General features: G+C 52.3%; 20 protein-coding genes. 6 read left to right on the forward strand and 14 right to left on the reverse strand.

The window, feature by feature from the left end; genetic code table 11:
• The first annotated feature begins 86 nt into the window (after positions 1-86).
• Positions 87-983: a LysR family transcriptional regulator gene (locus H0247_RS12670; protein ID WP_180742862.1), complete on the forward strand. Its 897-nt coding sequence runs from the start codon at positions 87-89 to the stop codon at positions 981-983.
• 58 nt (positions 984-1,041) lie between these two features.
• Here H0247_RS12670 and H0247_RS12675 read toward each other — a convergent pair whose 3' ends face one another.
• The 10 genes from H0247_RS12675 to H0247_RS12720 form a co-directional block, all read right to left on the reverse strand.
• On the reverse strand, positions 1,042-2,037 hold the full coding sequence (locus H0247_RS12675; protein WP_180742863.1) for a glutathione S-transferase family protein: 996 nt from the start codon (positions 2,035-2,037) through the stop codon (positions 1,042-1,044).
• 108 nt (positions 2,038-2,145) lie between these two features.
• Positions 2,146-2,541: a DoxX family protein gene (locus tag H0247_RS12680; protein ID WP_010298854.1), complete on the reverse strand. Its 396-nt coding sequence runs from the start codon at positions 2,539-2,541 to the stop codon at positions 2,146-2,148.
• Positions 2,542-2,814: 273 nt separating this feature from the next.
• On the reverse strand, positions 2,815-3,105 hold the full coding sequence (locus H0247_RS12685; protein WP_180742864.1) for a YqjK-like family protein: 291 nt from the start codon (positions 3,103-3,105) through the stop codon (positions 2,815-2,817).
• The gene (locus H0247_RS12690) at positions 3,102-3,497 is read right to left on the reverse strand and encodes a phage holin family protein (RefSeq protein WP_180742865.1); all 396 of its coding nucleotides are present in this window, start codon (positions 3,495-3,497) and stop codon (positions 3,102-3,104) included. The genes H0247_RS12685 and H0247_RS12690 overlap by 4 nt, the downstream gene beginning before the upstream one ends.
• A gap of 19 nt (positions 3,498-3,516) precedes the next feature.
• A complete protein-coding gene (locus tag H0247_RS12695; RefSeq protein ID WP_180742866.1) occupies positions 3,517-3,822 on the reverse strand; it encodes a YqjD family protein in 306 nt (101 codons plus the stop codon).
• Positions 3,823-3,995: 173 nt separating this feature from the next.
• Positions 3,996-4,187: a hypothetical protein gene (locus H0247_RS12700; protein ID WP_219606743.1), complete on the reverse strand. Its 192-nt coding sequence runs from the start codon at positions 4,185-4,187 to the stop codon at positions 3,996-3,998.
• 26 nt (positions 4,188-4,213) lie between these two features.
• Positions 4,214-4,609: an EnvZ/OmpR regulon moderator MzrA gene (gene mzrA, locus H0247_RS12705; RefSeq protein ID WP_180742867.1), complete on the reverse strand. Its 396-nt coding sequence runs from the start codon at positions 4,607-4,609 to the stop codon at positions 4,214-4,216.
• Positions 4,610-4,611: 2 nt separating this feature from the next.
• Complete coding sequence (locus tag H0247_RS12710) at positions 4,612-5,295, reverse strand: DedA family protein (protein WP_180742868.1); 684 nt, start codon at positions 5,293-5,295, stop codon at positions 4,612-4,614.
• A 500-nt stretch (positions 5,296-5,795) separates the two neighbouring features.
• On the reverse strand, positions 5,796-6,572 hold the full coding sequence (gene exuR / locus H0247_RS12715) for a transcriptional regulator ExuR (RefSeq protein WP_180742869.1): 777 nt from the start codon (positions 6,570-6,572) through the stop codon (positions 5,796-5,798).
• A 210-nt stretch (positions 6,573-6,782) separates the two neighbouring features.
• Positions 6,783-8,084, reverse strand: a complete 1,302-nt coding sequence (locus H0247_RS12720; protein WP_180742870.1) for an MFS transporter — start codon at positions 8,082-8,084, stop codon at positions 6,783-6,785.
• A 414-nt stretch (positions 8,085-8,498) separates the two neighbouring features.
• On the opposite strand from H0247_RS12720, the gene uxaC reads away from it, so the two are divergent.
• The 4 genes from uxaC to H0247_RS12740 all read left to right on the forward strand — a co-directional run bounded on the left by uxaC (position 8,499) and on the right by H0247_RS12740 (position 13,709).
• Complete coding sequence (uxaC, locus tag H0247_RS12725) at positions 8,499-9,908, forward strand: glucuronate isomerase (RefSeq protein ID WP_180742871.1); 1,410 nt, start codon at positions 8,499-8,501, stop codon at positions 9,906-9,908.
• Positions 9,909-10,113: 205 nt separating this feature from the next.
• Complete coding sequence (locus H0247_RS12730) at positions 10,114-11,580, forward strand: tagaturonate reductase (protein WP_180742872.1); 1,467 nt, start codon at positions 10,114-10,116, stop codon at positions 11,578-11,580.
• Positions 11,581-11,599: 19 nt separating this feature from the next.
• Positions 11,600-13,090, forward strand: a complete 1,491-nt coding sequence (locus H0247_RS12735) for a UxaA family hydrolase (RefSeq protein WP_180742873.1) — start codon at positions 11,600-11,602, stop codon at positions 13,088-13,090.
• 88 nt (positions 13,091-13,178) lie between these two features.
• Positions 13,179-13,709, forward strand: a complete 531-nt coding sequence (locus H0247_RS12740; protein ID WP_180742874.1) for a YgjV family protein — start codon at positions 13,179-13,181, stop codon at positions 13,707-13,709.
• 82 nt (positions 13,710-13,791) lie between these two features.
• On the opposite strand, the gene sstT is transcribed toward H0247_RS12740, so the two are convergent.
• The 3 genes from sstT to H0247_RS12755 all read right to left on the reverse strand — a co-directional run bounded on the left by sstT (position 13,792) and on the right by H0247_RS12755 (position 17,505).
• Positions 13,792-15,039, reverse strand: coding sequence for a serine/threonine transporter SstT (gene sstT / locus H0247_RS12745; protein ID WP_180742875.1), 1,248 nt, complete (start codon positions 15,037-15,039; stop codon positions 13,792-13,794).
• A 241-nt stretch (positions 15,040-15,280) separates the two neighbouring features.
• A complete protein-coding gene (locus H0247_RS12750; RefSeq protein WP_180742876.1) occupies positions 15,281-16,234 on the reverse strand; it encodes a TerC family protein in 954 nt (317 codons plus the stop codon).
• Between the two features lie 272 nt (positions 16,235-16,506).
• On the reverse strand, positions 16,507-17,505 hold the full coding sequence (locus H0247_RS12755) for a Gfo/Idh/MocA family protein (RefSeq protein ID WP_180742877.1): 999 nt from the start codon (positions 17,503-17,505) through the stop codon (positions 16,507-16,509).
• 161 nt (positions 17,506-17,666) lie between these two features.
• Here H0247_RS12755 and rlmG point away from each other — a divergent pair, with 161 nt between their 5' ends.
• A complete protein-coding gene (rlmG, locus tag H0247_RS12760) occupies positions 17,667-18,806 on the forward strand; it encodes a 23S rRNA (guanine(1835)-N(2))-methyltransferase RlmG (RefSeq protein ID WP_180742878.1) in 1,140 nt (379 codons plus the stop codon).
• Positions 18,807-18,811: 5 nt separating this feature from the next.
• Here rlmG and H0247_RS12765 read toward each other — a convergent pair whose 3' ends face one another.
• Positions 18,812-20,866, reverse strand: coding sequence for an NADPH-dependent 2,4-dienoyl-CoA reductase (locus tag H0247_RS12765; protein WP_180742879.1), 2,055 nt, complete (start codon positions 20,864-20,866; stop codon positions 18,812-18,814).
• Between the last annotated feature and the right edge of the window lie 25 nt (positions 20,867-20,891).

Below are 20,891 nucleotides of genomic sequence, written 5' to 3' on the forward strand. Positions count from 1 at the left end.
ATTAAATCGATAGTAATTGTGTGGACGTTGGATTGTTAGCTAGTTAATCTGGTGGGTATATTCAAAATTCCTGAATGAGTACGAAGATGGCGAAAGAACGAGCATTGACGCTGGAAGCCTTGAGGGTTATGGATGCTATCGATCGTCGTGGCAGCTTTGCCGCTGCGGCAGACGAACTGGGTAGGGTGCCTTCGGCACTGAGCTATACCATGCAGAAACTGGAAGAAGAGTTAGATGTGGTGTTGTTCGATCGTTCCGGGCATCGTACTAAATTCACGAATGTCGGGCGCATGCTGCTGGAGCGTGGACGTATCCTGCTGGAAGCTGCGGATAAGCTCACTACGGATGCGGAAGCGCTAGCACGCGGCTGGGAAACACACCTGACGATTGTGACGGAAGCGCTTATTCCGACTCAGCGACTTTTTCCCTTAATCGATAAGCTGGCGCTCAAAGCGAATACGCAGGTGTCGATTCTGACGGAAGTGCTAGCGGGGGCGTGGGAACGCCTTGAGCAAGGGCGTGCCGATATCGTGATTGCGCCGGACCTGCATTTTCGCGCGTCTTCAGAAATGAATACCCGCAAGCTGTACACGATGAATAGTGTATATGTCGCCAGCCCAGAACACCCGATTCATCAGGAGCCAGAGCCGTTGTCGGACGCTACTCGGGTGAAATACCGTGGGATTGCGGTGGCGGATACCGCACGCGAACGCCCGGTGCTGACCGTACAGTTGCTCGACAAACAGCAGCGTCTAACAGTGAGCTCCTTGGATGATAAGCGACGTGCGCTGCTGACGGGATTAGGTGTAGCGACTATGCCTTATCCGATGGTTGCGCAAGATATTGCCGAAGGGCGCTTGCTGGTGATTGGGCCGGAACATCAGATAGAGAGCCAAGTTATTATGGCGTGGCGACGAGACAGCATGGGCGAGGCAAAATCCTGGTTCCTGCGTGAAATTCCAAAGCTGCTTAACCAGCCCTAAATCTCACTCTTTGCCAAGGCAAGGTGCGGCGTCACACCTTGCCATGTACTTTATACTCTCAGTATAAACTGACAAACGTCTTATCACGCTGATGAGGTTGATTCAGATCTTGCTCTGGGCCCAGCGAAATCACGCCATGCGGATTAATCGTGCCGTGGCTACGATAGTAGTGGTGGCGAATGTGCGCCATATCGACGGTATCGGCGATGCCGGGCATCTGATAAATATCACGCAGAAAACCGAACAGGTTTGGATAATCACTCAGGCGATATTTATCGCATTTAAAATGCGTGTGATAGACCGGATCAAAACGGATCAGGGTCGTCCACAGGCGCAGGTCGGCTTCGGTTAACCGATCGCCAGTCAGATAGCGCTGTTTTGCCAAAATAGCTTCTAGCTCGGATAGTGCGGCAAAAACGGTCGTTGCCGCTCCATCATAGGCCGACTGACTCGTCGCAAAACCGGCTTTGTAAACGCCGTTGTTGACCTTGTCGTAAATCCAGCCATTCAATTCATCAATCTGAGCGCGTAGCGCTTCTGGATAGTAATCTCCCGCCGTGGCTCCCACGCAGTCAAACGCGCTGTTCAGCATACGGATGATATCGGCGGATTCGTTACTGACGATGGTGTGCTGCTCAGTATCCCACAGGACAGGTACGGTCACTCGACCACTGTAGTCCGGCTTGGCGTGCAGGTAGAGTTGGTAGAGGAATTCGTGCTGATAGAGTGAATCACCCGTTGCCCCCTCAAAATCGGTGCCGAACGTCCAGCCGTGATCCAGCATGAGCGGATGCACCACCGAAACGGCGATATGATCTTCTAACCCTTTTAACTGCCGCATGAGTAGCGTGCGGTGTGCCCACGGGCAGGCGAGCGAAACATAGAGATGATAACGACCGGATTGGGCGGGAAAGCCGCCATTGGCGGTGAGGCCGGGTGTGCCATCGGGCGTGACCCAGTTGCGGAATGCGGATTCTGAACGCTTAAAGTGACCGCCGGTAGATTTGGTTTCATACCAGGTATCGTGCCATACGCCGTCAACCAGTTGTCCCATAAATCCTCCCGTTAGTGAGTGATGATAAGACGACGGCAAGCCTTATATGCTTGCCGTCTCATTCGGTATTCGACTATTAAGTGTAGTACAGGCCGGAAAAGGCTCGTCTTACCATTTTTTGCCCAGCAGGCGGTCGATGCTGAATGCGCCTGGGCCGGTTACAGCCAGCAGGAGGTAGCCGCCAGCGATGGTCAGGTTTTTCATGAACATCAGTTGGTTCATACCTTCCGCAAAGTTAGAGTGGAAAATCAGTGCGGTCAGCAGGGTAAAGCCCGCCGTGAACAGTGCCACGGTACGTGTCAGCAGGCCGAACAGCACCGCCAGACCACCACCCAGTTCCAGCAGAATGGTCAGTGGCAGCAGGAAGGTCGGTACGCCCATCGCCTGCATGTACTGTTGTGTGCCCGCATAGGCATCACCCAGCTTACCGTAACCTGCAACGATAAACAGAATTGGCATTAAGATACGTGCAACCAGCAGTGCAGTGCTTTCTAAATTTTTCATCATCTCTCCAATTGATTTTGTTGTGGGCTATATCGCCCTGTTGTGTTTTTTGTAGCAGGTGTTGTCTGAAAAATTGGCCCGCCATCAGGTTATGGGCAGATAATATAGAGAGATGATTTAGGCTACCAGCGAGTATAATTGTTGCTGTATTTCAGAAAAATTGATGTTCAATGAAGGATGCAAGAACGCGCTGCAATGACGTGAGCGCGTCAGGCAAAATTGAAGTGAATAATGGCGTATAGCAAAGGCGGCTCGCCGATGAGATGGGAAGAATTACGGACGAGTATTAAACGTTTTGCGCACGAGCTTGAATGTTCCCCACAGCCCGACGAGGCGGCGTCCCCAGCGAATCATACGGCTGGGGTGGCGCACGCCATAGAGCGCGATGAGACTGGAACCAACAACCCAGTATTTACGCCATTGCATCAGGCTTTGCCAGCCGCGATCGTAACGAGCGGTGCTATCCAGCCAGTGTTTCTTACCTGCCGATAAATCCAGCCGTTGCTGCTGTATCTGGCGCAGTAGCAGGGCTTTTTCTCTGTCTCGCTGCTGACGCTGGTTCATTTGGGATCGTCCTCCAGCAGTGACCTGTCCGTTGCCAACTCCTTACGTGTAGCTTTGAGCAGGGTGGAACGACGTACCTTCAGGAGTGTCCAGATGCCACCTATCAGCGCCAGTCCAAGCAGTGTGGCGGTGATACACCCCAAAGCAAAGAGACGATATTGTGGGTCAATGCCCCAGATGATCAGCGCAATCAGGCTCATAATGCCAAAAGCGGCAAACAGCAGCGTCAGGCCGACCATCATCAGCAACTGAATCAGATTGGTTTTTTCTTCCTCTAATTCAATGACGGCGAGTCGGACACGGCTTTCCACTATGCTGACAATAATGGAGATGATGCGCTGAGCAGAAGCCATGACCCCGCTTGCGGGGCCTTGTTGTGATTTATCCGTCATAACAATCCGCTAGTCGTTATCAGCGACGAGACAGCAGCACGCCAAGTACGACGCCGACAGCGGCACCAATACCGACACCGGTCCATGGGTTCTGGCGTACATAGTCGTCCGCCGATTCAACCGCTTCTTTGGTGTGGGAAGCGATGCGCTCACCGGTATCGCTCAGGCGGCTGCGGGTTTCTTTCAGTGCGCTTTCTGCCTTATTGCGCAGTTTGTCGAGTTCCGCTTTAGATTTATCGCTGGAGGTGCTTAATACTTCTTCCAGCGTGTCCGCCAGTGATTTCAATTCAGCACGTAGAGACTCAGAATTTTGATCTTTAGCCATATTAATAACCCTCATGTTATAAACCTGAGCATTAACTATAGCTGAAGCTGAAATTTATGCTGCTCAAATGGGTACGGACAATTCTGATAACTCGCTGTAAATTTTAGTGATTTGGTTTTTGAATGTAAAACGAACAATTGCTGTGTGTTTTATAGGGATAACATATTGATGGGTTATTGCGATGCGGCATGTTCCGCTGCGCGTAATTCCTGCTCGGCCTCAGCCCGCTTTCTTTTGCGCTTGAGGACCTTCTCGGCGTCATCATCGATTTGGCGCTGAATATCCTGCGCTTTCTGCTGACTGCTTTCCACCTGATTGGCGGTATTCGCCAGTGCGTGGCCGGAAAACCGGACAAATAATGCCATGTCGCATGGAAATAGCTTTATCTACATCATCCCAATTTGGATTGTTTCTGTGTCAGCTTTTGCTGCCAGAATGGTGTCTGAGTTGTCGCCTGCTGCGCAGTAATAGTGACTTTAGGTAGAGATAATCGCAGAACATCTCTGGCAGCGACACTTTGCTCTGGCGAGGCGAGGCGGACGATCAGGCTATCTTGCTCTGGTGTAATACTTTTGATCGCAATGCCTTTTTCATTAAGACGCTGATACACGTAAAAGCCATCTGGCAGCGCGGCACCATCGTCAGGCTTGATGTGTAGCATCGCATCGTCCTGAGAATGACGCAGCGACTGGGATTGCGTCAAGGCGATAATGGGCAGGGCAAGCAATATCAGTATGCGGCCTATTTTTCTGGGCGTAAGTTTAGGGAATAGCCAGCGGATTGACACGGTTAGCTTCCTTTTTCTACGTTACTTGCTTTCGCATCACGCTTTTTACGCCACAGGACAAAGAGCGAGCCAAATAGTCCGATAAACAGCAGCGCCAGCGGTAGCATCATCAGGCAGAGCATTAGCTCGTCTTCATATTTCAGGAAAATCGTTGTTTTCCCTAAGGCGAAGCCCAGCGTAACCAAAATAAATACCCACAGGAACCCGCTCATCCAATTGAAAAATTGGAAGCGCGCGTTATTCAAGCCTGACAAGCCGGCGATGGTCGGTAATAACGTTCTGACAAAAGCCAGAAAGCGGCCAACTAATAGTGCGGACAGACCATGACGGTGGAATAGCTGGTGGGCGCGTTGGTGATAGTGCGCGGGCAAATGTGAGAGCCAGCCCTGAACCACTCCCGTATTGCCAAGCCATCTTCCCTGGATGTAGCTGGCCCAACAACCGAGACTGGCGGCTGTCGTCAGGAGAAATACAGTGAAAGGGTAATTCATTGTGCCTTTGGCAATGAGGACGCCGACCAAGATGAGCAGGCTATCGCCAGGCAGGAAAGCGGCGGGGAGCAGGCCATTTTCCAGAAAAATAATCAAAAACAGCAAGATGTAGATGGTCCATACCAGCTTCGGGTCGGCTAAAATATTGAAATCCTGATGCCAGAGTGCGTTTAACAGTTCTTTGATTAATTCCATCCGGTATTCCTAATACTGCTGTTGCATTTTAGCCTTGGCGACGATCACGCTTCTGGACATGATAAGAGCGAATACAGTGTTATACCCGTCATACTTCAAGTTGCCTGAAACTCGAATTATTTAGGGTATATCAGGGCGCAGGATTATGATTTTTTTATGATCTCTGTTTGATACCGCCCAATAATGATGCAGGTGTCTGACTTGATGCTGGCTTTTCGCTGCGAACCCGATAAACAGGCGGTTAGGGATTGTTTGGTCTTGGCTGACTTTACATCCAAAGCGACGGATTAAGCGTAAGAAAGACGCGTTAACTGTAACAAAATAGGTGTTACTGAGACAGAAAAATATTACGACAACTGAGGCGGTTTAGGGGGATTTTTCGAGGAAAAGTGGGGGTTTCTGCGATATTTTACACTCGCTGACAGAAATCAACGTTTTCTGACCTTTTCCAGTGTGCTCAGAAAGTTACCCCTCGTTTAAAACAAGGGGTAAAAATCGCGTTAAGACTTAGCGGCGTGTATTTGGTCGAGGTGAACGACCGGGTTCTCGGCGAACATATAGCGATCGACGTTAAACTCGAAATCGTCCGTCGTGGCGCGAAACAGCATCTGTTTGGTGTTTTCCAGATGTTGCCACATGGCCAGCTTGGCGGCGTAAGGATCTTTGCGAATCAGTGCTTTAAGAATGCGGTCGTGCTCTTCGCACCAGCTTTCTATCGACTTGTCGTCAATGTGCTCATGCAGTTTGCGCCAGTAAGGATTGTGGATCCGTTGGCTCCACATTTTTTCGACGATGGTCGCCATCGCAGAGTTTTGTGTTGCCAGCGCGACTTGAACGTGGAATTTCAGATCCCACTGAGAATCACGGAAGCGATCTTCCTGACGCGCATACTCCTGAATTTCCATCAGTTGGATGATGTCCTGACGGGTGACCTGCGTGGCCGCAAATTCAGCAATATTGCTTTCAATGAGTTGACGAGCCTGAAGTAGCTCAAACGGGCCGGCTGCGACGAATTCACTATCGCCGCTATTAATGAACGGGTTCTTCTGCTGGTTGGAAATAACGTGAATGCCTGAACCCTTGCGTACTTCAACGTACCCTTCGACTTCCAGCATGATGATGGCTTCGCGCACCACGGTGCGGCTGACGTTCATTTCTTCAGAAATATAGCGTTCTGCCGGTAATTTTTCGCCGACCTGGTACATACCGCTTTCGATGCGCTGTTTTAATTCTGCGGCTAACTGCTGGTATAGCCGTCGGGGTTCAGTGAGTGCCATGATGATGTCTACTCTCGATAGATGACGGTCCATGTGCCACGTCAGGGCCTGAGTGTCTATCTCGTTAATCTTTGAGGAATGATTTGTTATACCACTTAATGATAGCAGCAACCAATGTTGCGGTCACAGTTATCGCAGTGTGTTCTTGCGGGAAAGGTGACTCACCCAGTATCCGATCATACCGGATGAGTCAGGATAATGCAGGGATTATCAGTGCTGGTTGGCTTCTTTCAAAGTTTCAGCCGCGGCAGCGACTTCTGACGCAGGTTGGTTTTTCAACACCGTCCAGATGACGACAGCACCTAATAGGTCAAATACCGCCAGTGCAGCAAACAGCGGGCTAAAGCCCAGCGTATCGGCCAGCGCGCCTACAACCAGCGCAAACATGGTGCTTGCCATCCAGGCCGCCATACCGGTTAAACCGTTTGCCGTGGCGACTTCATTACGGCCAAAGACGTCGGATGACAGCGTAATCAGCGCGCCGGACAGCGACTGGTGCGCGAAACCGCCGACGCACAGCAGCGCGATGGCGACGTAAGGGCTAGAGAACAGCCCGATCATCCCCGGTGCAATCATCAGTATCGCCCCCATGGTCACCACCAGCTTGCGGGAAACGATCAGGTTCACTTTGAAATATTTCTGGAACAGCATCGGCAGATAGCCACCCAGAATGCAGCCGATATCGGCGAACAGCATTGGCATCCACGCGAACATGGCGATTTCTTTCAGGTTAAAGCCGTAGGCTTTAAACATGAATAGCGGGATCCACGCGTTGAACGTTCCCCAGGCCGGCTCAGCCAGAAAACGCGGCAGCGCGATACCCCAGAATTGACGGTTACGCAGGATCTGCCAGGCAGACATTTTCTTCGCGTTATTGGTTTGGTGCTGCGCTTCCTGTCCGCTGAGAATATAGTCGCGCTCTTCGTCGCTGAGTTTCTTCTGATCTTTCGGGTGTTTATAGAACACGAGCCAGCAGATGGCCCAGGTCAGGCTCAGCGCACCGGTAATGATAAAGGCCATTTCCCAGCTGTGTGCCACAATCGCCCACACCACCAGCGGCGGCGCGATCATTGCACCGATGGATGACCCCACGTTGAAGTAACCCACTGCGACAGAACGCTCTTTTGCCGGAAACCATTCGCTGCTGGCTTTCAGACCGGCAGGGATCATCGCCGCTTCTGCCATACCGACCGCACCACGGGCGATAGCCAACCCTCCCCAACTGTTCGCCAATGCGGTTCCCATGCAAAAGATGGCCCACAGAATGGCAAACATGGCATAACCGATTTTAGTCCCTAGCAGATCCAGCACATAACCGGCGATGGGTTGCATAATGGTATAACAAGCTGAGTAGGCAGCAACGATGTAAGAATATTGCTGTGTGGTGATATGCAATTGATCCTGTAGCGTCGGGGCGGCAACAGAAATTGCATTACGCGTCAGGTATCCCAGCACGGTACCAATGGTCACCAGGCCGATCATATACCAGCGTAATCCTTTGATTTTACGCATTTAACTTTCTCTCCGAGTCAATAAAAACACAGTGTGGCTCTTGAGTAGCGTCACGGTGTGCGGTGTCTTGCAATGTGGTACGACACGTTTTGTTGTTGTGCTGAGCAGGAAAACCCTTCTCTTTGTGAGATAGCGATTGAATCCCTGCTTAAGGCAGCGCTACAATAATTTGTCATACAGCTTTAAAAGTTGAGTGACATCACAAAACCATTATTTTTATGCGGAATAATGAATTGTTCGCTGAAATCGAGAGAGACGAGCGGTTTAAGGCGGTGTGTGCCGATTTATTGTACTGCTTGTTACATTTTTGCGATCATGACCTCACAAATACTGTGAGATATCGCGCATAATTGGTGTGATATCTTTTAACGGTCAACTAATTTGGTGCACAAGAAGCACGGTAAGGAAGAAAACATGCCCCAGTTTCTGAGTGAAGATTTTCTGTTAGACAGTGAATTTGCCCGTCGTCTTTATCATGAGTACGCCGTCGACCAGCCGATATTTGACTACCACTGCCATCTGCCGCCTGAACAGATCGCGGAAAACTATCGCTTCAAAAATTTGTATGACATCTGGTTGAAAGGCGATCACTACAAGTGGCGTGCGATGCGCACCAACGGTGTGCCTGAGCGTTTGTGTACGGGCGATGCCAGCGACTGGGAAAAATTTGAAGCCTGGGCTGCTACCGTGCCGCACACCATCGGCAACCCGCTTTATCACTGGACACATCTGGAACTGCGCCGCCCATTTGGCGTCACTGGCACGCTGCTGTCGCCAAGCACAGCAAAAGACATTTGGGATCGCTGTAATGCCATGCTGGAGCGTGATGATTTTACTGCGCGCGGCATCATGCAGCAGATGAACGTGAAAATGGTCGGCACGACGGACGATCCGATTGACGATCTGCGCCACCATAAAACTGTTGCTCAGGATTCAAGCTTCTCTATCAAAGTGCTGCCGAGCTGGCGCCCAGACAAAGCGTTCAACATTGAACTGGCAACCTTCAACGACTATATGGCGAAGTTAGGTGAGGTGTCTGACACCGATATCCGTCGTTTCAGCGATCTGCAAGCGGCGTTGACCAAGCGTCTGGATCACTTCGCGGCGCACGGCTGTAAAGTGTCTGACCACGCGCTGGATGTGGTGATGTTTGCGGAAGCCGATGAGGCAACGCTGGACAGCATTCTGGCACGCCGTCTTTCTGGTGAAACGCTGAGCGAACATGAAGTGGCGCAGTTCAAGACTGGCGTGCTGGTTTGGCTGGGGGCGGAATATGCGCGTCGCGGCTGGGTGCAGCAGTACCACATTGGTGCACTGCGCAACAATAACCTGCGTCAGTTCAAGCTTCTGGGGCCGGACGTGGGCTTTGATTCCATCAACGACCGTCCGTTGGCTCAGGAACTGTCTCGTCTGCTCAGCAAGCAGAATGAAGAAAACTTGCTGCCGAAAACTATCCTTTACTGCCTGAATCCGCGCGATAACGAAGTGCTCGGCACCATGATCGGTAACTTCCAGGGGGAAGGGATGCCGGGCAAGATGCAGTTCGGTTCCGGCTGGTGGTTCAACGATCAGAAAGACGGTATGCAACGCCAGATGACCCAGCTTGCGCAGCTTGGTCTGCTAAGCCGTTTCGTCGGTATGCTGACGGATAGCCGTAGCTTCCTGTCTTATACCCGCCATGAATATTTCCGCCGCATTCTATGCCAGATGATTGGCCGCTGGGTGGAAGATGGCGAAGCGCCTGCCGATCTGCCATTGCTGGGCGAAATGGTGAAAAACATCAGTTTCGATAACGCTAAAAACTATTTTGCCATCGAGTTGTAATTCCACCGCGTCGTAGGGTGTGAATTGTGCGGGGGCGCGGCAGTAAGATTCCCACAGGGGCTTACGCCGCGGTTCCCAGTGTCTCGGTCCTTTGTCATCGGCACTGGTGGTGATTCGGTGCGGGTGAATATGAATATAGCAGGGCAAGGATGACGGTGGTTCGGTCATGCCCTGAATGTGAGATTCGTCCTGAGGTAGCCTGTTAATGCAAACGTTAAATCGTCGTAACTTCCCCGGTCGTCAACACCCGGATCGCGTTATCCAGTTTGGTGAAGGTAACTTCCTGCGTGCCTTCGTCGACTGGCAGTTGGATTTGCTGAATGAACACACCGATCTGGATGCGGGCATTGTCGTTGTTCGCCCGATCGATTCTGATTTCCCGCCCGCGCTGGATACCCAGGATGGGTTGTACACCACCATCATTCGTGGTCTGAACGAGCAGGGCGAGGCCGTGCGTGAACCCCGTCTGATCCGTTCGGTAAACCGTGAAATCAACGTGTACCGTCAGTTCGATGACTATCTGGCGCTGGCACACGATCCAAATATTCGTTTCGTGTTCTCCAATACTACCGAAGCGGGTATCAGCTATCATGCAGAAGATCGCCTCAGCGACGCACCGCCTGTCAGCTTCCCAGCGAAATTAACCCGCCTGTTGTATGAGCGCTTCTGTCATTTTGACGGCGCGGCGGATAAAGGCTGGGTGCTGCTGCCGTGCGAGCTGATTGATTACAACGGCGTGGCGTTGAAAGCGCTGGTGCTGCGCTATGCCGAACAGTGGAAACTGACGCCAACGTTTACCGCCTGGCTGAACGATCACAACACCTTCTGCTCGACGCTGGTAGACCGCATTGTGACGGGTTACCCACGTGCCGAAGTTGAAGCACTCGAACAGGAAATGGGCTACAAGGATACCTTCTGGGACACGGCAGAACATTTCTACCTGTTCGTGATTCAAGGGCCACAGTGGCTGGCGGAAGAGTTGCGTTTGAACAAGCTGGATCTGAACGTTCGTATCGTTGATGACATCAAACCGTATAAAGAACGTAAAGTGGCGATTCTCAATGGCGCCCACACTGCGCTGGTGCCAGTCGCGTTCCTCGCGGGTTTGGATACCGTTGGCGAGTCGATGGATGATGCCCTGATTGGCAAATTCGTAGAAAAAACCATTGCCGAAGAAATTGTGCCGGTATTGGATTTACCCCATGACGAACTGACCTCGTTTGCTCAGGCCGTATTAAGCCGTTTCCGTAACCCCTTCATTCAGCATCAACTGTTATCTATCTCGCTGAATGGTATGACCAAATTCCGCACCCGTATTCTGCCGCAACTGCTGACCTACCGTGAACGCCACGGTGAATTGCCTGCGCGTCTGACGTTTGCGCTGGCGGCCTTGATTGCGTTCTATCGCGGCGAGCGCAGCGGTGAAGGTGATGCGTTACAAACCTATCCGTTGCAGGACGATGCGCACTGGCTGGAGCGTTATTCCACGCTATGGTCAGGCGTAAAAGAGAACACCGTCAGCTTGGCTGAGCTGGTGAATGTTGTGCTGTGTGATGCCGATCACTGGGAACAGGATTTAACACAGGTTCCTGGTCTGGCTGCGCAGGTGACTGAACAGTTGCAAACCATCGTTGAGCGCGGCATGCGCGCAGCCGTGGAAGGTTATTGCTAATCAGCAAGAAGGGTTATCCATGCAAAGTATTATAAAAATTCATTCTCTGGACAATGTGGCTGTCGCCTTGCGTGATGTTGAACAAGGCGAAACGGTGTCGGTGGATAGCCATACGGTGACACTTCAGCAACCTGTCGTGCGCGGACACAAGTTCGCGCTGGAAACCATCGCGCCGGGAGAAATGATTACCAAGTATGGCCTGCCGATCGGCCATGCGTTGGTGTCTATTGCCCCCGGAGAACACATTCATTCCCAGAATGCGAAAACCAATCTGAGCGATCTGGATGAATATCAATACCAGCCTGAGTTTATCGACCTGCCGCCGCAAATGGGCGATCGGGACGTGCAGCTCTATCGTCGCAAAAATGGCGATGTCGGTATCCGCAATGAGTTGTGGATCCTGCCAACCGTCGGTTGCGTGAACGGGATCGCACGCCAGATTCAGCAGCGTTTCCTAAAAGAAACCCATGACGCGGAAGGTATCGACGGCGTTTATCTGTTTAGTCATACCTTCGGCTGCTCACAGCTTGGTCAGGATCACGAAAATACCCGTACGATGCTGCAAAACATGGTGCGTCACCCGAATGCGGGGGCTGTGTTGGTGATCGGTCTGGGCTGTGAGAACAATCAGGTTGATGCATTCCGCACGACGCTGGGCGATTTTGATTCCGATCGCGTAACGTTCATGGTGTGCCAGCAGCAGGACGATGAAGTTGAAGCCGGTCTGGAGCGTCTGCATACGCTGTATGAGGCGATGCGTCATGACAAACGTGAGCCGGGTAAGCTGAGCGAACTGAAATTTGGTCTGGAATGTGGTGGCTCTGATGGGCTGTCTGGGATTACGGCCAACCCGCTGTTAGGCCGTTTCTCCGACTATCTGATCGCCAACGGCGGTACGACCGTGCTGACCGAAGTGCCAGAAATGTTCGGTGCGGAACGTATTCTGATGAGCCGCTGCCGTGATGAAGCGACGTTTGAGAAAACCGTGCACATGGTTAATGATTTCAAACAGTATTTCATCGCGCACGACCAGCCGATTTACGAGAACCCATCGCCGGGTAACAAGGCGGGGGGGATCACCACGCTGGAAGAGAAATCACTGGGCTGTACGCAAAAAGCCGGACAGAGCAAAGTGGTTGACGTACTGAAATATGGTGAGCGCTTACATACTCCGGGGCTCAACCTGCTCAGCGCGCCGGGGAATGATGCCGTCGCAACCAGCGCGCTGGCGGGAGCCGGTTGCCATATGGTGCTGTTCAGTACCGGACGCGGCACGCCTTACGGCGGCTTCGTACCTACCGTAAAACTGGCGACCAACAGCGAACTGGCGAAGAAAAAACCGCACTGGATTGATTTCGATGCGGGGCGTCTGATCCACGACATGCCGATGGACGAACTGCTGAGTCAGTTTGTCGAGCTAATTGTCGAGATTGCTGACGGCAAGCGGACGAAGAATGAAGTGAACGACTTCCGTGAATTAGCCATATTTAAGAGCGGTGTGACGTTGTAAATATTATCCATTCCAATTAAAATAAAACGGCGTTTCATTTTTATGATGGCGCCGTTTTTTTTCGCAGCAACTTTTAGAGGCAGGGATCATGACACAGTATTGGATTGCCCAGTCTGTTGGTGTACTGGCATTTCTGGTCGGTATCACCATGTTTTTCAACCGTAACGATCAAAAATTCAAAATACAGCTCTCGGCATACAGCGCCGTCATTGGTCTACATTTTTTCCTGATGGGGGCAAATGCAGCGGGTGCCAGTGCATTGTTGAACTCGGCACGTACGTTAATCTCACTGAAAACGCACAACATCCTCGTGATGTTTGTCTTTATCTCACTGACGCTGCTCTTTGGTTTGTCGGGCATGCACCATGCGATGGAACTGCTACCGATAGCGGGTACGGTTGCCAGTACCTGGGCGTTGTTCCGCACTTCTGGGCTGACGACGCGCTGCGTAATGTGGTGCTCAACCGCTTGCTGGGTAGTACACAATATCTGGCTGGGGTCGATTGGTGGATCGCTGATCGAAGGGAGTTTCCTGCTGATGAACGGCTTTAACATCATCCGCTTTTGGCGCATGCAGCAGCGCGGCATCGATCCTTTTAGCGTAGAGAAGAAAGCGTAATTTCGAAGGTATCTCATTACGTTAACGCCGCTCGTTTTAAAGCGAACGGCGTTAGAGAAAGAGGGATAATTACCCTAATCCGTTACAGCAAATTCAAACGCTCTTTTTCCGCCAGCTTAGCGTCTTCCGCCTGACAGACGGCGGCGGTAAAAATCACGTCGGTTGAGGAGTTGAGCGCGGTTTCGGCAGAGTCCTGCAAAACGCCGATGATGAAACCAACCGCAACCACTTGCATGGCAATGTCATTGGAAATGCCAAACATGCTGCATGCCAACGGAATCAGCAGCAGCGATCCACCCGCCACGCCTGATGCACCACAGGCGCAAATGGATGCCACCACGCTCAGTAATAATGCGGTAGCGATATCAACTTGAATCCCTAGCGTATGAACGGCGGCTAACGTCAGAACCGTTACCGTAATGGCTGCACCCGCCATATTGATAGTGGCACCTAACGGGATAGCCACTGAATAACTATCTTCATTCAGGTTCAGCTTGCGGCACAATTCCATATTTACTGGGATGTTAGCGGCAGAACTGCGAGTGAAGAACGCCGTCACGCCACTTTCGCGCAGGCAGCGAAATACCAGCGGATAAGGATTACTACGAATCTTCCAGTAAACGATCAGCGGGTTGATCACCAGCGCGACCAGTAGCATACCGCCAATCAGCACCATCAGTAGATGCGCATAGCCCCAGAGCGCGCCGAAGCCAGTTTCCGCCAGCGTTGACGCAACTAGGCCAAAGATGCCCAGCGGGGCGAAGCGAATCACGACACGCACAATCGCCGTGACGGCATGAGATGCATCGCTGATCAGGTTTTTTGTGGAAGCCGAACCATGGCGGAAAGCGAGACCTAACCCAACCGCCCAGACCAGAATACCGATGTAGTTCGCATTCAACAGCGCGTGAATCGGGTTGGCGACTACGCTCATTAACAAGCCTTTTAACACCTCAATAATACCTGAAGGAGGTGTGATATCAGTGGCTTGTGAACTCAGTGCCAGCGTAGAGGGAAAACCAACACTTAATACCACCGCAACAAAAGCGGCAGAGAAAGTGCCGATAAGATAAAGAACCAGAATGGGGCGGATATTGGTTTTTTGCCCTTGCTGATGATTAGCAATTGAAGCCATCACCAGCATGAGCACCAGCACGGGGGCGACGGCTTTTAATGCGCCGACGAACAGGGTACCTAATAACCCGACGGCTAGTGCGGCCTGTGTAGATAGTGAAGCTAAAATAATACCAGCGCAAAGGCCTAACAGGATCTGTTTAACCAGGCTGCCGTGCGTAATGTACTGCAAAAAACGAGACTGTTGAGTGTTCATAATTTTGACGGGATAACCGTTCCACTAAGTAGTTGTCTGTACGGAGCTGACACCTCTGGCCTATGCCGGGTGGCTTTTTCTTTCCGTAACGATGTGTGTTTGCGTATGCCAGTATATGAAAATTTATTTTTGAGAAAAGTAATGATGGTTTTTTTTACTGTATTACGCCGATTTTCGCGCAAAAATGTGGCGAATAACGTGTCTCCGCACGGCGAGAACCGTGCAGAGAGGAGGGGAAAGATTAACGCCCAGCGCGTTTGTTGACCCAGACGTTGATCAGCATGGTAATAATCAGAATGCTGGCAACCATGCCCAGAGAAATCGCTACCGGAATATGGAAAATGTCGATGAGCATCATCTTGGTACCAATGAAGATCAGGATGACGGCCAGGCCATATTTCAACAGCGAGAAACGTTCAGCTACGCCAGCCAGCAGGAAGTACATCGCACGCAGGCCCAGAATAGCGAACAGGTTCGACGTCAGCACGATAAAGGGATCGGTTGTGACGGCGAAAATAGCCGGGATACTGTCTACGGCGAAAATCACGTCGCTGATTTCAACCATAATCAGCACCAGAAATAGCGGCGTGGCATACAGGATGCCGTTGCGACGGACGAAAAACTTTTCGTTCTCGATGGTATCCGTCATGCGTAAACGGCTACGCAGCCAGCGTACCAGCGGCTTGTCGCCGACCGCTCCGTCATCTTCTTTCGCCAGCGCCATTTTCAGGCCGGTGAACAGCAGGAACGCGCCGAACACGTAGAGCAGCCACTGGAACTGCGTGACCAGCCAACTGCCGCCAAACACCATCAGCGTTCTGAGAACGATGGCGCCTAACACGCCGTAAATCAGCACGCGACGTTGGTATTGTGGGGGAACGGCGAAGTAACCGAACAGCATCAGCCAGACGAAGACGTTATCGACGGCAAGCGCTTTCTCGATCAAATAACCGGTCAGGAAGGCTAGCGACTGGGCATTGGCTACTTCGCGGCCCATCGTGCCGTCCAGATACCACCAGAAACCAGCGTTGAACAGCAGCGAGAGCGTAACCCAGATGATAGACCAGACGGCAGCCTGCTTGAACGTCATTACCGTCGATCCTTTGCGCCCTTGATAGAGCAGGTCGATGGCCAGCATCACTATAACAATGGCAGCGAAGCTGCCCCATAACCATGGCGTGCCGATGGTGTGCATAGCAAGATCCTTAAATAGAAACAAAAACGGCCAACGTCGGAAGGACGTTGGCCGCTTATTATTAAAGCTGCAAATGCACCTCGCCTTCCGGCAAGGTCTCACTTACAACATTAATGAAGCTGTCTCATCAAGAATTGAGCTTTTCATCAAAGTTGCCCAGTAACCGGATGCGGAACGCATCGTAATGACGATTAGCTGGCGAAAAAGTTACTCCCCTTTGCATGACAGAAGATAGGTGAAAAGATGATCTTGGTCAAATAATTATCGTTGTCTTACTCTGCATTTCCCGGCGCAGCGGCGTCGGCAGGAAACACGACGCCAGTTTGGCGGCGAATTTCCGTCAGTAGCCCAGCAACGGTGCGCGATCGTGCCAGTTCCGCATGGTTGATGTCGTTATTGTTGACCAGCGTGGCAAAGACGTCTGCTTCGTACAGCATGCTGTTGATATGCTGCGGCTGGCTGAGATCCAACTGTTTCCCTTCACGCGGAATGAATTTCACGTTATGGCATTCGGAGACTTTTTCAATCACCAGTGAACCGTCTTCCCCCTGAATTTCACTGGGTATCGTGGAATGGCTGACTTTGGAATGGATGAGGGTGACATCGAAATCGCCGTAATTCAGGATGACGCTGCCATGTGCATCTACGCCGCTTTCCAATAGCGTCGCGCTGGCCTTAGTGGAGCATGGTTCGCCCCACAGCGCCACGGCGAAGGCTAAGCAGTAGTAGCCGATATCCATGATGGAGCCATTGGAGAACGCCGGATTAAACGTATTGGGGTTCTCGCCCGCCAGATAACGCGGGTAGCGTGAGGAATACTGGCAGTAATTCAGCACCACTTTACGCAACCGGCCGACTTTTGGCAGCGCCTGCTGGATCACGCTAAAATTGGGCAGGCTGGCGGTTTTGAACGCTTCAAAGAGCACAACCTGATTTTCTCTGGCGCAGGCGATCATCTGTTCGACTTCATAGCGGTTGGAAGCCAGCGGTTTTTCACAGATGACATGCTTGCCATGGCTCAGGAAGAGCAGTGCCTGTTCGCAATGCAATGAGTTAGGGCTTGCCAGATACACGGCGTCGATCAGATCAGATTTCGCCATGGCGTCCAGTGAATCAAAGATCGTATCCACCATGTAATCGGCCTGAAACGGCTGCGCCTTTTCTGCTGTGCGTGAATAGATGGCGGTGAGCTTCAACTTGCCGGTTTCGTGTGCGGCATCAACAAACTGACGGGTGATCCAACTGGTTCCTACAATAGCGAAGCGAATCATAAGCGTTTGGTATCCTGAAGGGATTTGTGATGACTAGGGAGATTATCACGGTGAAATGACAAGGCAACGTCAATCATTTCCGGATCCGGCAGAGAAAAGCATTTACTGACGGACTATTTTAAGGGATAAACAGCGCAAATTTTATGATGCAGGAGAGGCCAATGAGCCAACTCGAATTGGAAACGTGCAACCTGACGTTGGTGCGCTACCCTCAGGTCGCTGAAAACTCGGCGCTACAGGCGTGGGATGCCGCAGATGAATACCTGCTGCGTGAGCTGTCCACGATGGAAATTGCGCCGGGCCCGCGTTTGATTTTCAATGATACGTTTGGCGCGCTGGCCTGCGGCTTGCAGGCGCAATCGCCGGTCAGTATCAGTGACTCTTATCTGAGCCAACTGGCAACGCGACACAATCTGGAATTGAATGGTTACGATGCCGCTACGGTAACGCTATTGGATAGTATGGCGGAGTTGCCCGCAGCACCCGCGCTGGTGGTGATAAAGATCCCCAAAACGATCGCGCTGCTGGAACATCAGTTGAGAATGTTGCGTAAGGTTGTCACGCCGCAAACACGTATCATCGCTGGTGCGAAAGCGAAGGATATTCACACGTCTACTCTGCAACTGTTTGAACGTGTGATGGGGCCGACGAAAACCTCGCTGGCCTGGAAAAAGGCGCGCCTGGTTCACTGTGAGTGGGCAGAGTTGAAAGTGAGTGAGCAGTCACTTACTGTCGAGTGGGAGCTCGAGGGTTACGGCTATCGTATTCAGAACCAGGCTAACGTGTATTCGCGTAATGGGTTGGATATCGGCGCGCGTTTCTTTATGCAGCATTTGCCGGAACACATCGACGGTAAGATCATCGATCTCGGTTGTGGCAACGGCGTGATTGGGCTGGCAGCGCTGAAAGCTAACCCGGACGCCACTGTGGGTTTCTTCGATGAGTCCTACATGGCGGTGGCATCGAGCCAGATGAACGTTGAGGTCAACTGCCCGCAGGATGTCGAGCGCTGTAGCTTTGTGGTGAATAACGGATTGGCGCGCGTTAAGCGAGATACGTTACAGGCGGTCTTGTGTAATCCGCCATTCCACCAGCAACACGCGGTGACGGATGAAATTGCCTGGCAGATGTTTATGGATGCTCGCCGCTGTCTTCAGGTTGGCGGAGAATTGCGCATCGTGGGGAATCGCCATCTGGATTATTTCCACAAGCTGAAGCGTCTGTTCGGCAACTGTGAAACCGTCGCCAGCAATACGAAGTTCGTCATACTACGTGCGGTGAAAACGGGGTCGTCCCGCTAAATTACCTATAATGTTAACGCCAGCCGGGTAGCCTGATCGATCGCCCGGCGTGCGTCTAATTCTTGTGCCACATCGGCACCGCCAATCAGGTGAACGTGACATCCGGCCGCCAATAAGGGGTCGTAAAGTGCACGATTGGGCTCCTGACCGGCGCAAATAATGATGTTATCTACTGGCAGACAGCGCATTTGCTGGCCGTGGATAATGTGCAGCCCTTCATCATCAATATGGTGATATTCCACGCCGCCGAGCAGCGTTACGCCGTGGCGCAGCAGCGTGGTACGGTGTATCCAACCTGTCGTTTTCCCTAAATTTTCACCGGGTTTGCCGGTCTTCCGCTGTAATAACGTAATGTCCCGCTGGTGGGGAAGCTCGCCGGATTGTTGGGGCAGAAGGCCTCCCCGGTGCAGCAACTGCGTATCAATGCCCCATTCTGCATAAAAGTCGCCGGCCCCAGCCTGAGAAGGATGGGGATTCAGGCGATGATTCCCGCCAGGAACGTTCTTTTTATTTAGAAGATAGTGCGCGGTATCAAAACCGATGCCGCCTGCGCCGATAATGGCGACCCGCTTGCCGACGGTTTTTTTGTCGCGCAGCACGTCCAGATAGCTCAGCACGCTAGGATGATCGATACCTGCAATCTCGGGAGTCCGTGGCACGATGCCGCAGGCCAGAATCACATCATCAAAACCGAGTAAATCAGTGGGAGTCGCCTGCGTGCTAAGGCGTAGCGTGACGCCGAGCAGTTCGAGCTGTCGTCGATAGTAGCGCAGCGTTTCATAAAATTCGGTTTTGCCGGGGATCTGTTTGGCAATATTGAACTGGCCGCCGATATAAGAAGAGGATTCAAACAGCGTAACCTGATGGCCGCGTGTAGCAGCGTTAACGGCAAAGGCCATACCGGCAGGCCCTGCGCCGACCACCGCAAAGCGTTTACCGACTCTGGCGGGGTGGATAGGCAGCTCGGTTTCGTGACAGGCACGTGGGTTGACCAGACAGGACGTGACCTTACCGGCGAAAATCTGATCGAGACAGGCCTGATTGCAGCCGATGCAGGTATTGATTTCATCGCTGCGCCCTGACTGCGCTTTCGCCACCAGATCGGCATCGGCGAGAAAAGGGCGAGCCATCGACACCATGTCGGCGTAGCCCTCTGCCAGCAGTTGTTCCGCCACGCCGGGATCGTTGATGCGGTTAGTGGTAATCAGCGGGATGCGGACTTTTCCCATCAATTTCTTCGTCACCCAGCCGAATGCGCCGCGCGGCACCAGCGTGGCGATAGTCGGGATACGTGCTTCATGCCAGCCGATGCCGGTATTGATGAGGGTGGCGCCAGCCTGTTCTACCGCCTGCGCCAACTGCACGATTTCTTGCCAGCTTGAGCCTTCTTCTATCAGGTCGAGCATCGATAAACGGTAAATCAGGATGAAATCTGATCCCGTTCGTTCCCGCACGGCGCGAACAATCTCAAGCGCAAAGCGGCAGCGGCGTTGAAAATCACCGCCCCATTCGTCATCACGATGGTTGGTATGCGTGACCAGAAACTGATTAATCAGATAGCCTTCCGACCCCATAATTTCCACGCCATCGTAGCCTGCCTGCTGCGCTAACGTCGCACAACGGGCAAAGTCATCGATGGTTTGCACAATATCCTGCGTACTCATCGCCCGTGGTGCAAAGCGGTTAATCGGTGCCTGAATGGCCGATGGCGCGACCGGATCGGGCTGATAGCTGTAGCGTCCGGCGTGGAGAATTTGCAGCGCAATTTTCCCGCCCGCTTCATGTACGGCCTGCGTCAATACCTGATGATGCGCGAGCTGTGCCTCGTCATGTAGGGTCGCCCCGCCTTTGGCAACGGCACCTTTGGCGTTTGGCGCAATGCCGCCTGTGACAATCAGGCCAACGCCGCCTTGTGCTCGCTCGCGATAAAATGCCGCCAGCCTTGACGTACCGTTTGGGTGCTCTTCCAGACCGGTATGCATGGAGCCCATCACCACGCGGTTCTTTAACGTCGTGAAGCCAAGATCGAGCGGGGAAAGCAGCGTAGGGTAGGCCGTCATTGCACTCTCCGGTGAAGTTAACTGG

The sequence above is a fragment of the Pectobacterium sp. CFBP8739 genome, assembly GCF_013449375.1.
Classification (GTDB): Bacteria; Pseudomonadota; Gammaproteobacteria; order Enterobacterales; family Enterobacteriaceae; genus Pectobacterium.